Consider the following 14002-nt stretch of genomic DNA (forward strand, 5'->3'; position numbering starts at 1 on the left):
CCCGTAATCGATCGGCCCCGTGTTCCCGGTGAGATACGACATCGCTCAGACGATTACTTTTTCGGCGTCGTAGAAGCTGATTGCTGCCTTCGCTAGATAGAGGTTTTTTGGGCGCTCTGCCACGTCGTGTGGTCCTCCCAGCCCTCCTGATCGTCTGGGTCGAGTTGCTGGGCGAGCTCTGCGGGCGACTCGACACCGTGCTTCGCTCTGATTTCTCTGACTGTTTGTTTTAGATCTTGTAGTGCCTCGACGAGTTCGTCTTCGGAGTATTCGTCGTACAGTTTCAGAACCTCCTGATAGATGTACATCTGGTCGTTGCGCTTGTATAGCGCCCCCTGTCCACCGTCTATCTTCTCGACGAGTCCGATCTCGGTGAGCTCGGTGAGTTCGTCACGGACCACCGGCTGGCTCGCTCTCGCTTTCTCGGCAATCTCGGACGCTGGAGTCGGCTCGATCATTCGCGTGATGACGGCCCTGGGCTCGGCCTACGCCGCCGGCCTCGCCGTCGGTTACTGGGACACCGTCGACGAACTGCAGGACAACTGGCAGATCGACCGCGAGTTCAGCCCCGAGATGGCCAGCTTTAAAGCGGACAAGCTGTACAGTCGTTGGGACGACGCTGTCGAACGTTCGCTTGATTGGGCATAGAGAGTATAATTAAATAGATTAGATTTAAATACAATATTGATTACTCAATTTAAGTTCATTAGTAATCAAGTGAAATACAAATAATATTTATAAATACCAATATGACACAGCGGATGGTTGATTGCGATGTTCAGCGGAAGTTTCACTCAATCTGTCCAATGTTACTTAGTTTCTGAGGATTTGCGAAAGTCAGAATACTGCGCCGTTACCTCCTCTACTCGTTGTTCTTTTCGTTCTTGATCCATTTCCGATCGAGTCGAGTCTGTGACTTTCTTGAACCGCATCCGTATCTCTGTAACTTTTTCAAACAACTCTTGGCTCAATATTTGATATTCTTTCACCGTCGATTCAACCTCCCCGACAGAGTATTCGCCAATATAAATTCTATTTCGGAGGATCTTCCCTACGGCATCGGCTGTCCAGTCGTTACCTTTCTTGGTCAACCTTTGTTGGTCGTTGAGGCTCTCTGCAACCGAGGGCATCGATCGTTGCTCAACATATTCTGAGAAGATGAGACGCACTAACCCTGCTTCTTTCGGGTGTACGGACAACCGTCCATTCTCGGTTTTCACATACCCTAATGGGGCTGTCTTGTTGGGCCATTTGTGTTCAAGTGCACGTGCTGCATGTCCCATCTGCGTACGTTGTTTAATCATATCACGCTCGAACTCAGCGGCATTTGCGATATTACGGAAATTAAATCTGCCCGCTGGAGTTGTTGTGTCGATCTGCTCGGTTGCGCTATAGAGCGCGACATCCCACTCACGAAACTGTTTTTCCAGATTGACTGCGTGCATAATACTCCGAGAGAATCGATCCAGCTTCCAGAAGACCAAGATATCAAAGAGCCCAGCCTCCGCTTTCGACAACATCTCCTGAAACATTGGCCGGTCAGTATCTTTCCCGCTTACAGCCTCATCCTTATAAACAAAAGCAACTGACCAACCCATCATCTGACAACGCTCTGCACACTGCCTGACCTGCTCGTCTATTGAATAGCCAAACTTCTGGCTCGTCGAGGAGGTTCGAGCATATATTGCTGCTCGCTCCTCTGATGTCCCGTCTCCTGAATTCTTTCTACCCGATGTGGATATTCGAAGATCGGTTTTCATACATGTCTCAAGCTCCCGAATCCGATTTCGATTGATGCATTTGCCGACACTCTTTCACTCGTAGACGGATGGTCTCTTTCGTTACACCACATACCCGGGCAACATCACGCTGAGTGATCTGTCCATCAGCTGCGACGTACAATGCAGCCCCCGCAACTGCGGCGGGATGCTTTCCACCGATTTTGTCTCCTGAGAGCTCATCAAGTATATTTTGAGCAATCTTTATAGTTGAGTCGCTAATCACGAGTGGCGTAGTCAGTTTACTCAGATAGGCTTCTGGCGGACAGTACGTGTGTAGATACAAATCGTTCTTCACTCTGCTGAGAGCGTGCTTGATATCCCTTACCTCAGTGTCGGTAATATCGGCGATTCTCCCAATGGGGAAGGGAGCCTGAAATTCCCGAGAAGCGATTATGATTGCAGCTACAACGACGGTTTCTGTCGGCCGTCCATCTGTAGTTTTTTCAATTGCAGCTTGTCCATAGATTTCAGCTGCGCGTATACGAACTTCATCGGATATTCCAAGTTCATCAGATAGCTCTTCTAAGGCCTCTAAAGCCGTAGCAACCTGCTGTTCGGTGCTATTTTTGACGGTGTAATGTTCCGACCAACTTGGTTGCTCCTTTTGACTCGTTGCTTGATTCTCAACTTCCTGAGGTTCGGACTCAAATTCGCCGACAGCGCCACAGGATTTACACACAGAACCCAGATTGAGTGGACCACTTTCCAAGTTGGCCGCTCCACAGTTGAGACAAACCTCTGCTTCAGAATCTGATGGACTCTTCGAAGCAGCAGTGTCATCCTCAGACATATATGAACCAAAGACAAGAGGGGATTTACTCAATCGGTGATTGTCAAACAGAATACTCTACTCGTCGTTTTGTATGGCATCTATAGCTGCTGAGTCTATGGATAAAAGCAGGACTGCAATGAGAAAATTATCACCACGAGAGACGGTCTGCCGCTTTGAGTCATAGATTACGATATTGGCGTCAGCCAATGTTGGTAAATGCGTCTGTGTGAGTGCATTGTACACGTTCCGATACGGTTCACCGGTTGCACGGTCAAAAGGAATACCGTGTTCTTTACTGGTTATAGTCCGCGCCAGCTCTCGGGTCGAAACGTCATTGGTATCACTCTCTTCCAAGGTCTGAATCGCCAGCCGACGACGCGGAGCACGAAGCGCATGATACAGGACTGATATTGGTGTATCGTTATTTCGATTTGGCATGAGTGATTTGAACCCAGTTTGGCGAGTCAAGCACAGGTGAAGTACCCATTATCTGTTTGACACTCATAGAGAATATCAGACAGGAAACCACAAAAAACTGTGCCTAAAAATCATCAGAGTCGATCTACAGACATATTTTGTCGGGCTGTTAGGTCCATTGGAACACCATCATGCGATAATGCGGCCCCGCATTGAGTGGATGACACAAGCAGATGAGAGAGTCATGGAGTTCCTACTGGAGAAAGATATTATCGCTTCCCCGTCAGTCATTGCAGCAAATATCGATTACACTGGAGAATACATTTCTCGTCGGTGTCGGAAATTAGCGAATGCTGGTCTCTTACAACGAGTAGATGCAACGAATTACAGGCTTACAGATCTTGGTGAGCGGTTTCTTGAGGGAGAAATTGATGCGGATGAAATCAGTACGGAGAATTGTAATTAATATATTGACGTCGTGTGAAGGATATTTGTATATCTTCAAGCGTGTGTTCCCAAGATTACCACGCTATATTTATCCAACTCTTGTCAAGACTTGTGTGCAAGATACAGCACGCAAGTCTCGCACGCCCGTAACTTGACCGCCAGTGAAGATGGTAGATACAAGGACCAGCCATACACCCAAGCCCCTTCACCCTACCCCCGCTTCCGGCTGACCAGTTGGAGACCGGCAGCCACGACCGGAGCCAGAGCTTTTCGGAGTCATTTTTGATCTTTACGTTTCTATCGGGAGCTACAAAGGAGTATACTCCAGGTAGCGGATTCTACGATATAAGGCTCTATAAGAATCGGTGGAGTATCTATTAACGATGGATCAGGCACAGAAGGAAGAACTGATTGAGTACTTGGTCGAGAACTGTGGGGCGATCCCGAGCCAAGATGAAAACGGCGACTTAGATTACCGACGGGATACAGAGGACAGATTACAATACGAGTATGCGCTTCGCAAAGTGATAGAGGAATATTTTGATATCCATCAGCTTGGCGTCACTGCGGGCGATCTGCATCAGGATTTGATGGCCGTAGCTCTGGAGCTGGCCACTCCCAAAGAATCTGGAGATGAATTCTATCCAGTCGATGAGACAGTTGATGACGACGGCTTGGTTGAGGTGTTTGAAAGTAAGATCAATCGGATCAAGGCCGACATCGGGAGGAGCGACGAAATCACGTTCACTGTCTGGTTTCCTTGGCAGATCTCTTGGCAGAACGATCCCGGATCCTTCGAGGTCTATGATCTTTCCATCGAACGGGCACCTGACTCCGAATGGTCGGAGAAACTCGATGAATTACAGGCGGATCCAGATGCCTTTGATGCCGGGCAAATCAAGCGGAAAACAGAGGAGACAGATTTTGATTACTGGAAAACAACCATCTCTGCGAAGAGCCCATCGTATGCTTTTTCATACTTCTCATCGGCATTCAAGCTTCTCTCCGCGAAAATCAATCATAGCCGGAACTATCTCAGCGGGGATACATTCGATCGCCGAGAGGGGACGTTGCCGGGACATACCGGGATAGATGCGCGATGGACCGTTATCCAAAAACCATTCGCTGTTCTTTGGGAAGATGACAGAACGGAAGCCACAGTTGGCACAGACCGTGGGTTTCAGGGGTGCAATCTGTACTATGACATCGATTTAGAACCGGTCGAGGTAGATTACAGCACGATTGAGGACCGGTATGAGAGCCACCGCTCGTTTGATTGGACCTCAGATTCGCAGCCCCGCCTTCATAACGCTCTCCTCGGATACCAAGATGGCCTAATCGCCAGCGATCATATACACTCATTTTTCAGCTTTTGGCGGGTGTTAGAGGAGTTGACTCTTGCTGAAAGGCAAAACAAAGAATCGGTTGTAGAAAAGGCGCTATTCGGACTCCGGGTTGTCACAGATGACAAGGTTGATCCTGTGATTATCCAGATTGCCGACGATATCTGGGAGACGCGGAATAACTGGGTGCACGACCCTGGGTGGAAAAAGATAGCTGAAGCTCACGAAGTCGTTGCGAAGTTGCTTGCTGATGCGATGATTGAACTCCATAACACCACGTTTAGCGAGATTGATGAAACGATGATGCGGCGCGTACTCAAGTGGGGAATAGAGAGCGAAGACAAACGCTCCGAAGTTGAAGAGGCACTTGAACTAATCTCTGAACTCTAACGAGAGGTGCTCAGTGTGAGGTTAGTCGTTGTCCGCTTGTTCTTGCCACTGGTCGAAGATGTCATCAGCTAAGCCGCCTCGATCGTACTGAAAGCGTTTACCCGCCTGGATGCTTTCGGCAATCTCCTTGACATCATCAGCATAATCCGGATCCCATCCCTTTTCAGTGACTAACCAAGCTCTGACTGTCTCAGGGTCGAAGCTGATTCGGTTGCTGTGAAGCGTTTTGAAGATCTCGATACAGGACGAACGGTCCGACGAGTGCGTGATCCCGTTTGAGGTATTGACCAACGCATCAAGCGTGTCGACAGCTTCCTTGGCGACCGGGTCATCGATTTCCGGCTGGTCACCGCTTGCATCTGATTGGAGTGCGGACGCACCCCAGGTATCGATCCAGAATTGGACAGTGTCCTTCGACCAAGGTATGACGAGCACATCGGTCACGCCACGCATACTGTCGATTTTGTTCAGCAAGTCCTCACCGGGGTAGAGTGCGAGCACGGGACCCCGTTGCCAACCGGACGGATCGATCCGTTTCGTCATCAATTGCAGTTCAGCCTCCCCCACCTGAACCGGCTGCTTTTGACTCAACGAATTTGCAGCCGACTCCCCAACCACGTCGGAGAACACGCCTTCCAGCTGGCTTTTCGTATTCAAAGCCAAGATAGCATTCTGCTTCCCTTTATTTTGCTCACCAAGCTGGAGCACCCATGCCAACCCCAACTCTATAGCTTCCTCATCCGGCCCTTCTGTATCAATAAACACAGTAGATCGGTCCTCCTGACTCATAGTTCCGAACATGTCTTGACACTATGAAAAACATGCGTGATAGCTAGATGAGGTTTGCCGATTTTCTCCAATATGATACGCTGTGGATTCTTTCTAAACGAGGCGATTAATTTATAATAAAACATAGAACAGTAAGCCGCCCTCTTTGACGTGACAGATGGTTCAGACAATAGCCATTGAATTAAACCCACCATGTCTGATGGACCTATACTCTGTATCGGTCACTTGATTATCAACGTGTGATTGATTAGGTCATGTCAGGAGGCCGGTGAGAATGAAGGCTCATGCACATTGCCTTGTCTTCATCGGTCAACGAAAATCCAGATTAAGCGAGGCTATGGGCGAGCCTTGTTCGCACAATGACAGAGAATCTCGACCCCCTCGATCCACCGAAAGCGAAAGAAATGTATTTGGATGAACGTCGTCGCGAAGTTGCGAGCGCGACACTTCAGTCTCATGAATACCGACTGAAACAGTTCGTTCAATGGTGTAACAAGGACGGTATCGATAACATGAACGAAATCTCTGGAAGAGACATCCATCGGTTCCGCGTCAAGAGACGGAATGAGGATGACTTGGCAACCGCGACAATGAAGTCTCAACTTGCGACGCTGAGACTATTTCTAAGATTCTGTGAAAGTATTGACGCGGTTGAACCTGGTCTTGACGAAAAGATCATTCTACCAACAACGACAGCGAAAGATGCACGTGATGAATTCTTGCCAGATGAACGAGCAAGGAAAGTGCTCAGCCATCTCAAACAATTCCAATACGCAACACTGGAACACGCCTTACTTGCAGTGCTCTGGCACACTGGACTCCGTGTCGGGGCTGCCGTCGGACTCGATATTGGGGACTACGATCCAGACGAACAGTACCTCAAGCTTGTGCATCGTCCCGACGAGGGCACTTCACTGAAGAACCAAACAGATAGTGAGCGCCTAGTGGCACTTAGCGACGGCCTTTGTGATCTGCTGGATGATTGGCTCTCAGTCAAACACACTGGAAAGATAGATGAATTTGATCGGAGACCGCTGTTTGCTACCAGTCGTGGCCGTCTCAGTCGTAACCGAGCTCGATCAATCGCCTACCAGTTCACCCGACCGTGCGTGTATGAAGACAGGTGTCCACACAATAAAGAAATAGAAACGTGTGAGTCGCGACCAACTGAGTATGCATACGGCTGTCCATCAGCACTGAGCCCACATCCGATTCGACGAGGGTCAATCACATATCATTTGCAGTCCGATACCCCAGAACGGGTAGTCAGTGATCGGATGGATGTCGGAATGAACGTACTTGACCGGCATTATGACCAGCGCACAGAGCAGGAAAAAGTTGAGCAGCGAAGACGGTATCTGCCAGATGAATAAAAAGGAGACTAATTGTATCAATCCGCGTCCCAAGCGTTTCTCACAGATTCGGCTCTATCTTCCTTTCGCTGCCGCTTGGTCCGCGGGTCGTAGTGCTTCCTGATGATCTTCGTCGATACATCAAAACGCTCACTGGCCAAATCAGGTCGGAGCCCCCCGCTAAGATGATGAACGATTGCACCGCGTCGAATAGCGTGTGGATAGTAAGAATGAGGACAAACGTCCGAGTCGGGACAGCACGATCCATCACATGCCTGGTCTTCAGTCTCAACCGAAAGCCATCGGCAACTGGTAGCTCTGTACACCCAGCGCCGGAGAGTCGACCGTGATGCACGCCCATACTGTGTTGCAAACAGTGGTTCACGCCCGTGCTTATCGGTAACGTCGGGACGGATCGTCTCAATATAGAGTTGGAGCGCCTCAACGACATGGTTACTCAACTCTACGTTCCGTTCACCATCACCAGACGTGCCATCTGTTCTGTCCCCATTTTTTAATCGTGTTCCCATTTCTGGCCTGTGTCGAAATCTGAGTTCTCTGCTTTCTGGGTCAAAGTCCTTCAGATCGGCAGAGTGAATTCCTCCTATGCGAGGACCGGCGTTCCAGAGCAATTCGGGAAGAGCATGAATTTTAGTTCCTTGTTTCTTTGTTCGAAGATGCTGTAGTAGCTGATTAGCTCGCACAGCTGGGATAGCCTCGTCGCGAGCGGACGGCGACAGGCCAATTTCTTCCTTATCAAGTATTCGATAGACTGATTCGTCACAGAGATTCCGGTTATTTAGCCACTGTAACCACGACCGGACGTTCTTCGTGTAAGTGTGGATAGTAGCATCCGCGTCGTAGTTCCCCTGTAGTTGGTCTATATATGAGTCAACGAGTTCCGTAGAGATTTCAGACGGTCGGGCAACTTCTTTATCCTTGGCAAACTCAATAAAGTGGAGAATGGTTCGCTTGTACTGAGAGCGCGTAGATGGACTCCTATCCTGACGACGAGTCAAGAATCGGTCATACAGGTCCGTCAGGTTGGGTTGGTCCGTGCTATCCAGAGCAGGACTGTTTTGTTCGATGTTGGTACTATCCGCCGTCAATATCTGATGGATAGTCTCCGGGTTTTTGATGTCCGACAGCGCTTCAGCCAAGGTCTCTGTCATGATATCACTCAGAATCCTTTGATATGGCGTACCGCCAGATGTCGCTTGGACGGACTGGTGATGTAGTCAATGTATCCGATTCTGTAGAACTCTGAACGGCAGAGCTGATTTTTTGACTTTCTTGTTTTATTCCTCGACGTAGTGTTGAGTGAGAAGCTCGACCATGGTGTGTGGTGAATAGGGGTTCCGTATTCTCTTGATCAGCCGCAGTTCGATTCAATCGGATGTACTCTTTCAGTGTGTGATAGGTTCGCTTGGGAAGATCGACTTCACGGCTTTCCACAAGGTTTGTTGAACCGACGAGGTAAGTCTCTGATATCCCGATTTGAACCGTGCCTCTGTCCAAGTCTATATTTTCGAGATCTAATTTCTGGACTAAGCTAGGTCGGCCTTTTACTCCAAGAATAGTTTCAACATATGCATGCACCCGAGACCCGTAGGCGCTTTGTTTAAGATAAACTAGTAACTTAGAGATGGACTCTTCCGACGAACACAGTTGGTCTTCATTTCGTGATGATTGCTCTTGTAGAGGCTCAAAGATTCCGGATACATCCACGCTTGTTTCTTCACTGAGCTCCTCAGAAATTCGCATTGCGACAATTTCGGGTTCATCATATCGGATATACGATACGAGGTTTACCAGTGAACACAGGTACCCGTACACCGTTTCATCTGTGTAGTCCGGAGCTCCCGTAAGCCTGCCAGCAAAGCGAGCGATAAGACTCTCTAATTCAGTGTGGGGTGGTACTGAATCGACCCAGTCAACGAATGACCTGACTGCTTGCTTGTGCGACCAATACGTAGTCTCAGGTACAGTATCTTCTAAGGCTGTAAGGTATGTACTGGCAGCCGTTTGAAGGCCCTCGTATCGACTTACAGGCTGTGTAGCGGGTATATTCATTGAGATTAGTCGAGAGATTGTTGATTATTACTGTAGGATATGGCCTACTGGAGTTGGTTATGTATTCTGAGATTCGTCTGATGACTCTGAATCTGAGTCTGACTGCTCCTCTCCTTGATCTGACCTACTCTTCATATCTCGGAACTCATCGAGGTACGGCCACTTCCGCTGTGTAGCACATTCTGAATCAGTGCACTGGTAGTTGTGTGCTGACCAGTCACCATCTAACTCTCTCTGACCGTTGCACCGCATTGGCTCACCACAGGTCGGGCAGAGTATTTTTAGAACTGGCGAGGTGCTAGTTGCGGCGAACAGTCCGAACCGGAATGCCGCCGTATCAGGGTCAAGTGTGTCTGGGCTTTCCTCACTATCTGAATACGTGCGACCAATTTCTTCGACGATTTCCTGCGCAGACTGGTATTTTTCTTCTCCAAGGAGTTGTAGATTCGAGTCGCGAACTACTCGGTCTTCGTCGTCTATCTTGTCACTATAAATAGTAATTGACGGCTCTCCAACGTAGATACGATTCTGGATCGCTTGCTTGACACCGTAATATGTGAGGTTATTTTCAATTTTGTTTCCATATTTGCGGTTGAGGTACCGAGCTGTCTCAGCGTAAGAATGGGTTTTGAGGAATCGGTCAAACATCGCGTCCACTACGTCTACTTCCTCACTACACACCTCTAACCACCCGTCATCAGCGAGATTGTATCCGATAGGGACTTTATCATACCATGAGTCCCAGTCTTTATCATCTACAAAGTTGGAGATTTTCGACCGTAGTGAACTGCGACTTCGGTATTGTGTAGACATGTGAGCGACCAGCGAGTGCATCGTCGCCTGTATGAGATCTTCCAACTGAGAGATGTCAAGGGGCCCAGTGGGGGTAAGGATAGTTACATCATGATCCGACTTCAGGTTAGCAATGAAAGCGAGTGTTTCTGGTGCTGATCGGCCAATTCGGCTAATATCGTCCACTATGAGATGTGAGATTTCACCCATTTCGGCCAGAGCTGCGACCTCCTGAATACCAGGGCGATTGAAGTCTGTGCCGGTTTCTCCTTCGTCAACAATTGGGTCGCGAATCAGCACGACATCATGATCCTGTGCTACCTGCTCAAGATCAGCAATTTGGCCTTCAAGACTTTTTGACTCGGCGTCATCGTCTGCACTCCTCCGAGCATAGATGACTCCGTTCTCACCGTCAGATCCATCTTGATCATCTCCAGGGTCCTCGGACTCAGGTCCGCTATTTTTAGCTTTTCCGGGATGGAATGCACTGAGTTTATTCTGGATGTGTGGTTTTCCAGATTGATCAATATGATCTGACGTGCTGCTTTCACTCAGCGAAAGGTCAAGGTATGATTCGATCCGCGCACACGTGGCATGTGTGACGTATGATTTGAGAACCTCCCTCATCGAGTCACACTGGTTTCGGCCTTCTTCGTTCACTAAGTTCAGTAGATCACCGATCTCAATATCTCCAGCAACGTTTTTTAACCACTGTACAGAAGTGATATACTCAGGTATGATATGACCAGCCTTGGCTGACCATATCATATTTGCCCCTTTACTACTGGGCAGAGCTAATAAAGGGGGGGAATTCGCTGTCAAGAAATTTGACTGAACTGTCCACGGGCTAGTCTTGCACACTTCGTTCGTTTGAGCTGGTTTCGCTATCATCCGCGTACTAAATCATAGGTGGTCGTGATGTACGGATGCTCGGCAGGAACCCCCCTTTTCTGGTTGATTATTTAAATCAACCTAAGAAAAGCATATTTCCACCTGAGTTTATAAACCATTTCATGGACACAGATCCTTGGTGGATTGATCCAGAGCGGAACCAACCCCGGCGATACGTTTTAAACAGCCAAGATAGGCTCTACTGTGCACATGGAGAGTGTGGATCGTACAACGAGGCTAAGTTGATAGAACGTATCAGAGACAACCGCATCAAAGAGTTTCCTGAGCGAATCCAAGACTTGGTTGATGATATAATGCTAGTTCACTATTCTGATCAAGAATTTCTGGATTCCGAGGAATGGGATCAGCTATGGAGAGAACTAATTGATGTAGATCAAAGGTCTATTAAAATTTCTAAGCAAAATATCCTGTCCCCGATTGATTCTTCAAACGAAGCTCAGTTCGGCTTTGAATTAGGTCGCGTCTTGGGACTGTTAACTAGTACTGATTCGCCCGTAGAGCCGCTAATATGGGGTATTCTCCAAGGAATATTGGCAAGCGGAGCCAAAGACGTAGAGGGGCAAATAGACGTAATTGAATACATAATAGCACAGTTTGAAAACCGAATGGAAGACCGTCGTCGAGAGGCGGAAAACATAATTAAAAATTCAAATTTGATAAATAAATCAAGTGAAAATATCGAAGAGAGACTGAATACGTGTCTTCATGCCAACGACATCAAAGCTACTGCTGGAGAACTTGGGATTGTAGATTTGTTTGTTGGTAGAATAATTCAGTATCAAGATTATGATTTAGAAGAAGATGTTGAGTCTTATATTAAGCAACGAAACTTGCCCGCTGTAGATAGTCTAAGACAACGATTAGAACAAGATTCAAAAATCGTTGAAAATAGGATCAAGCAGGGAGTAGAGGTTTACAAAGTACTCCAGTATATGCACAATGAGTCACGGGTTGACCAGTCTATAGAGACTGAAGATGATCAGCCACCACCTACTCCACCAGAATATATTATAAAGTCAGTACATAAAGACCAATTTCCGTTTAGTTCAAAAAAGCGCCATATGTTGGTGGCTGTTCTGAACCGACTTTCAAGTAAGGCTGATTGTGAGCTATATACGAATAAACCAGTTGTTGAACAAGCAGGTAATGAATGGAGGCTGACGATATATGGTGACTTACTAACTCACACTGTCTTCGAACAAAAGGACAGCACATGGGTATATACTTACTCTACCGATCAGCATAATCTGCGAACGCGGCAAAAAGAATTGATAAATGAGTTTGTTTCGTCAATATAAGATGGCGCCGGTTCCACGGAGTCGGTGAAACTATCCAGTTATCATCAGATACTGGAACCAATCGACAGCTCCAGGCGGATCCTCATCATGATATTATAAATGAAAATATCGACGTCTTTCAAGAGCGTGCAGCCCACGGTGCAGTTAGTAAGTATGAGCGGTTTTAGGCGAATATGTGCTTCCCCCTGCCGTATTATGAATAGATAATGCAGTTTGTCCGAAATGAATCTCCTCAGGTAACCAAGGTCACTGAAATTCGCCTTTGTTCGCCCGCTGCATAAGATCCATAGCGGCAGCAAATTTCTCTTCGTCGTTATCGGGACTACTTACACTTTCAAGAGTATCTGTCGGAATGTACATCTCATACCCATCATCCCATTTGATGTCATCAATACCGACACCCGGTGAGTTGCCTGAAAGTCCGTACGTTACACGGAGTTGTCGGTCCTCATTGGTGAATTCGCGGATCCAGATACCCCCGCCAGAGTGTTTTGCCTCACCACCAGTCCATCCCACTGGCAGTTTATCGTGCTCGGTTTCCATAAATAAGTCATCTAGGCTGTTGAGGGTCTCATGGTCAACCATTATTACACAGTTGAATCCTCTTCGACAAATCAATTTCCCATGCCGAAGCACAATTATGGATATTACCTGAATAACGCCCTTGTGTAGCACACCGTTGATAGTGCGCTGTCCTTCGATTTCGGTCTCTATCGAAGAATATTTGAACAAGTAGAGAAGGTTCGAACGGGTTTGTAGGCGGCCGTCGGAAGACTACGTATCAACAGTCTCCTACAGAAGCGACTCTGTGCTCTTGTGAGGGCTTTATCGCACTGACTGGTATTTTCTCGCGGGTTAAGTATTCCAGTTAAGATATTTCACTGCGGGCCGCATTCGGTGGTCATCTGGCAGTTCTATGCGTTTCCCATCAAGGGAAGCGAACTCTGTGTATCCATCCCGTGATGACGAATCGGTAACCGAAATGCGGTAGTCATCAGTGATAGTGAACCATCCATTGTCGAATGCCCAGTGATGTAGTTTACAGAGGGCGATGCCATTCCTGAGATCATCGGGTCCATCTTCCGACTTGGGCCGTATATGAGACGCCTCCACTTCTGGGCGCCCATCGGGTGTCTCCCGCCGGGTCCCACATACTGCACAGCGTTCATCATATGCATCTCGAATGGCCTCTCGGAACGCTCGTTCACGGGCGATCTGTTCCACAGTATTGTAATCTACTGGTATTGACTCCGGTGGTTCGCTGTCAAGCGCTGTTTTGAGCTCCTTCCGTGCGGCCGTAATCTGTGCGTTGTCCGGTTCAGTAATAGTATCATCCGCGTATGCTGCCGCCCGTGAGCCCCATTCAGGGAGAATAAGCCGGTCCCCCTCTTCACGGAGAGCCTTGGCAATCTCCTCGAACTCGCTCCGAGAGAGTGTCTCGTTTGTTTCAATCCGCGGGAACCGGCTTGATGTGAGTCGATGGAGTTCATCCCAGGCAACCCGAACCTGGTATGGATACTTGCCTCGCCAAGCGTCCTCCACAAGATTCTGTTCACTGGCTGTAATGGCGGTCATTGGCCCATAGATCTCGTTTTCGCTGTAATCATAAAGCAAAATTGTGTCACCACGGCGAACC

The 14002-nt window shown here is 48.1% G+C and carries 13 protein-coding genes and 1 pseudogene; 5 read left to right on the forward strand and 9 right to left on the reverse strand.

The window, feature by feature from the left end:
- Window positions 1-92: 92 nt before the first annotated feature.
- Window positions 93-458: a DUF7342 family protein gene (locus tag ACNO8S_RS13530; protein WP_420182080.1), complete on the reverse strand. Its 366-nt coding sequence runs from the start codon at window positions 456-458 to the stop codon at window positions 93-95.
- A gap of 10 nt (window positions 459-468) precedes the next feature.
- On the opposite strand from ACNO8S_RS13530, the pseudogene ACNO8S_RS13535 reads away from it, so the two are divergent.
- Window positions 469-648, forward strand: a pseudogene (locus ACNO8S_RS13535) (glycerol kinase); the annotation flags it as partial.
- A gap of 161 nt (window positions 649-809) precedes the next feature.
- Here ACNO8S_RS13535 and ACNO8S_RS13540 read toward each other — a convergent pair.
- The 3 genes from ACNO8S_RS13540 to ACNO8S_RS13550 are packed head-to-tail and all read right to left on the reverse strand — an operon-like array spanning window position 810 to window position 2991.
- Entirely contained in the window at window positions 810-1760 is a 951-nt protein-coding gene (locus ACNO8S_RS13540; RefSeq protein WP_420182081.1) for a recombinase family protein, read from the reverse strand.
- 7 nt (window positions 1761-1767) lie between these two features.
- Window positions 1768-2571 (reverse strand): hypothetical protein, encoded by an 804-nt coding sequence (locus tag ACNO8S_RS13545; protein ID WP_420182082.1) that lies wholly within the window; start codon window positions 2569-2571, stop codon window positions 1768-1770.
- Between the two features lie 57 nt (window positions 2572-2628).
- Window positions 2629-2991, reverse strand: coding sequence for a DUF7344 domain-containing protein (locus ACNO8S_RS13550; RefSeq protein WP_420182083.1), 363 nt, complete (start codon window positions 2989-2991; stop codon window positions 2629-2631).
- A 178-nt stretch (window positions 2992-3169) separates the two neighbouring features.
- Here ACNO8S_RS13550 and ACNO8S_RS13555 point away from each other — a divergent pair, with 178 nt between their 5' ends.
- Entirely contained in the window at window positions 3170-3436 is a 267-nt protein-coding gene (locus ACNO8S_RS13555) for a MarR family transcriptional regulator (protein ID WP_420182084.1), read from the forward strand.
- A 364-nt stretch (window positions 3437-3800) separates the two neighbouring features.
- Window positions 3801-5150, forward strand: a complete 1350-nt coding sequence (locus ACNO8S_RS13560) for a hypothetical protein (RefSeq protein WP_420182085.1) — start codon at window positions 3801-3803, stop codon at window positions 5148-5150.
- A gap of 21 nt (window positions 5151-5171) precedes the next feature.
- Here ACNO8S_RS13560 and ACNO8S_RS13565 read toward each other — a convergent pair whose 3' ends face one another.
- Window positions 5172-5939 carry a DUF1889 family protein gene (locus ACNO8S_RS13565; RefSeq protein WP_420182086.1) on the reverse strand — a complete coding sequence of 256 codons (768 nt, stop codon included), beginning with the start codon at window positions 5937-5939 and terminating at the stop codon, window positions 5172-5174.
- A gap of 359 nt (window positions 5940-6298) precedes the next feature.
- On the opposite strand from ACNO8S_RS13565, the gene ACNO8S_RS13570 reads away from it, so the two are divergent.
- Window positions 6299-7312 carry a tyrosine-type recombinase/integrase gene (locus ACNO8S_RS13570; protein WP_420182087.1) on the forward strand — a complete coding sequence of 338 codons (1014 nt, stop codon included), beginning with the start codon at window positions 6299-6301 and terminating at the stop codon, window positions 7310-7312.
- A gap of 17 nt (window positions 7313-7329) precedes the next feature.
- Here the strand turns inward: ACNO8S_RS13570 and ACNO8S_RS13575 are convergent, their stop codons facing one another.
- Together ACNO8S_RS13575 and ACNO8S_RS13580 are read right to left on the reverse strand one after the other, a co-directional pair.
- A complete protein-coding gene (locus ACNO8S_RS13575) occupies window positions 7330-8463 on the reverse strand; it encodes a tyrosine-type recombinase/integrase (protein WP_420182088.1) in 1134 nt (377 codons plus the stop codon).
- Between the two features lie 958 nt (window positions 8464-9421).
- On the reverse strand, window positions 9422-10924 hold the full coding sequence (locus ACNO8S_RS13580; protein WP_420182089.1) for a recombinase family protein: 1503 nt from the start codon (window positions 10922-10924) through the stop codon (window positions 9422-9424).
- Between the two features lie 245 nt (window positions 10925-11169).
- Here ACNO8S_RS13580 and ACNO8S_RS13585 point away from each other — a divergent pair, with 245 nt between their 5' ends.
- On the forward strand, window positions 11170-12366 hold the full coding sequence (locus ACNO8S_RS13585) for a hypothetical protein (protein ID WP_420182090.1): 1197 nt from the start codon (window positions 11170-11172) through the stop codon (window positions 12364-12366).
- A 246-nt stretch (window positions 12367-12612) separates the two neighbouring features.
- On the opposite strand, the gene ACNO8S_RS13590 is transcribed toward ACNO8S_RS13585, so the two are convergent.
- Together ACNO8S_RS13590 and ACNO8S_RS13595 are read right to left on the reverse strand one after the other, a co-directional pair.
- The gene (locus ACNO8S_RS13590) at window positions 12613-12951 is read right to left on the reverse strand and encodes a hypothetical protein (RefSeq protein WP_420182091.1); all 339 of its coding nucleotides are present in this window, start codon (window positions 12949-12951) and stop codon (window positions 12613-12615) included.
- A 270-nt stretch (window positions 12952-13221) separates the two neighbouring features.
- A complete protein-coding gene (locus ACNO8S_RS13595) occupies window positions 13222-13941 on the reverse strand; it encodes an HNH endonuclease (protein ID WP_420182092.1) in 720 nt (239 codons plus the stop codon).
- Window positions 13942-14002 lie beyond the last annotated feature (61 nt).

This window comes from Haloarcula sp. KBTZ06, assembly GCF_048595605.1.
GTDB lineage: Archaea > Halobacteriota > Halobacteria > Halobacteriales > Haloarculaceae > Haloarcula > Haloarcula hispanica.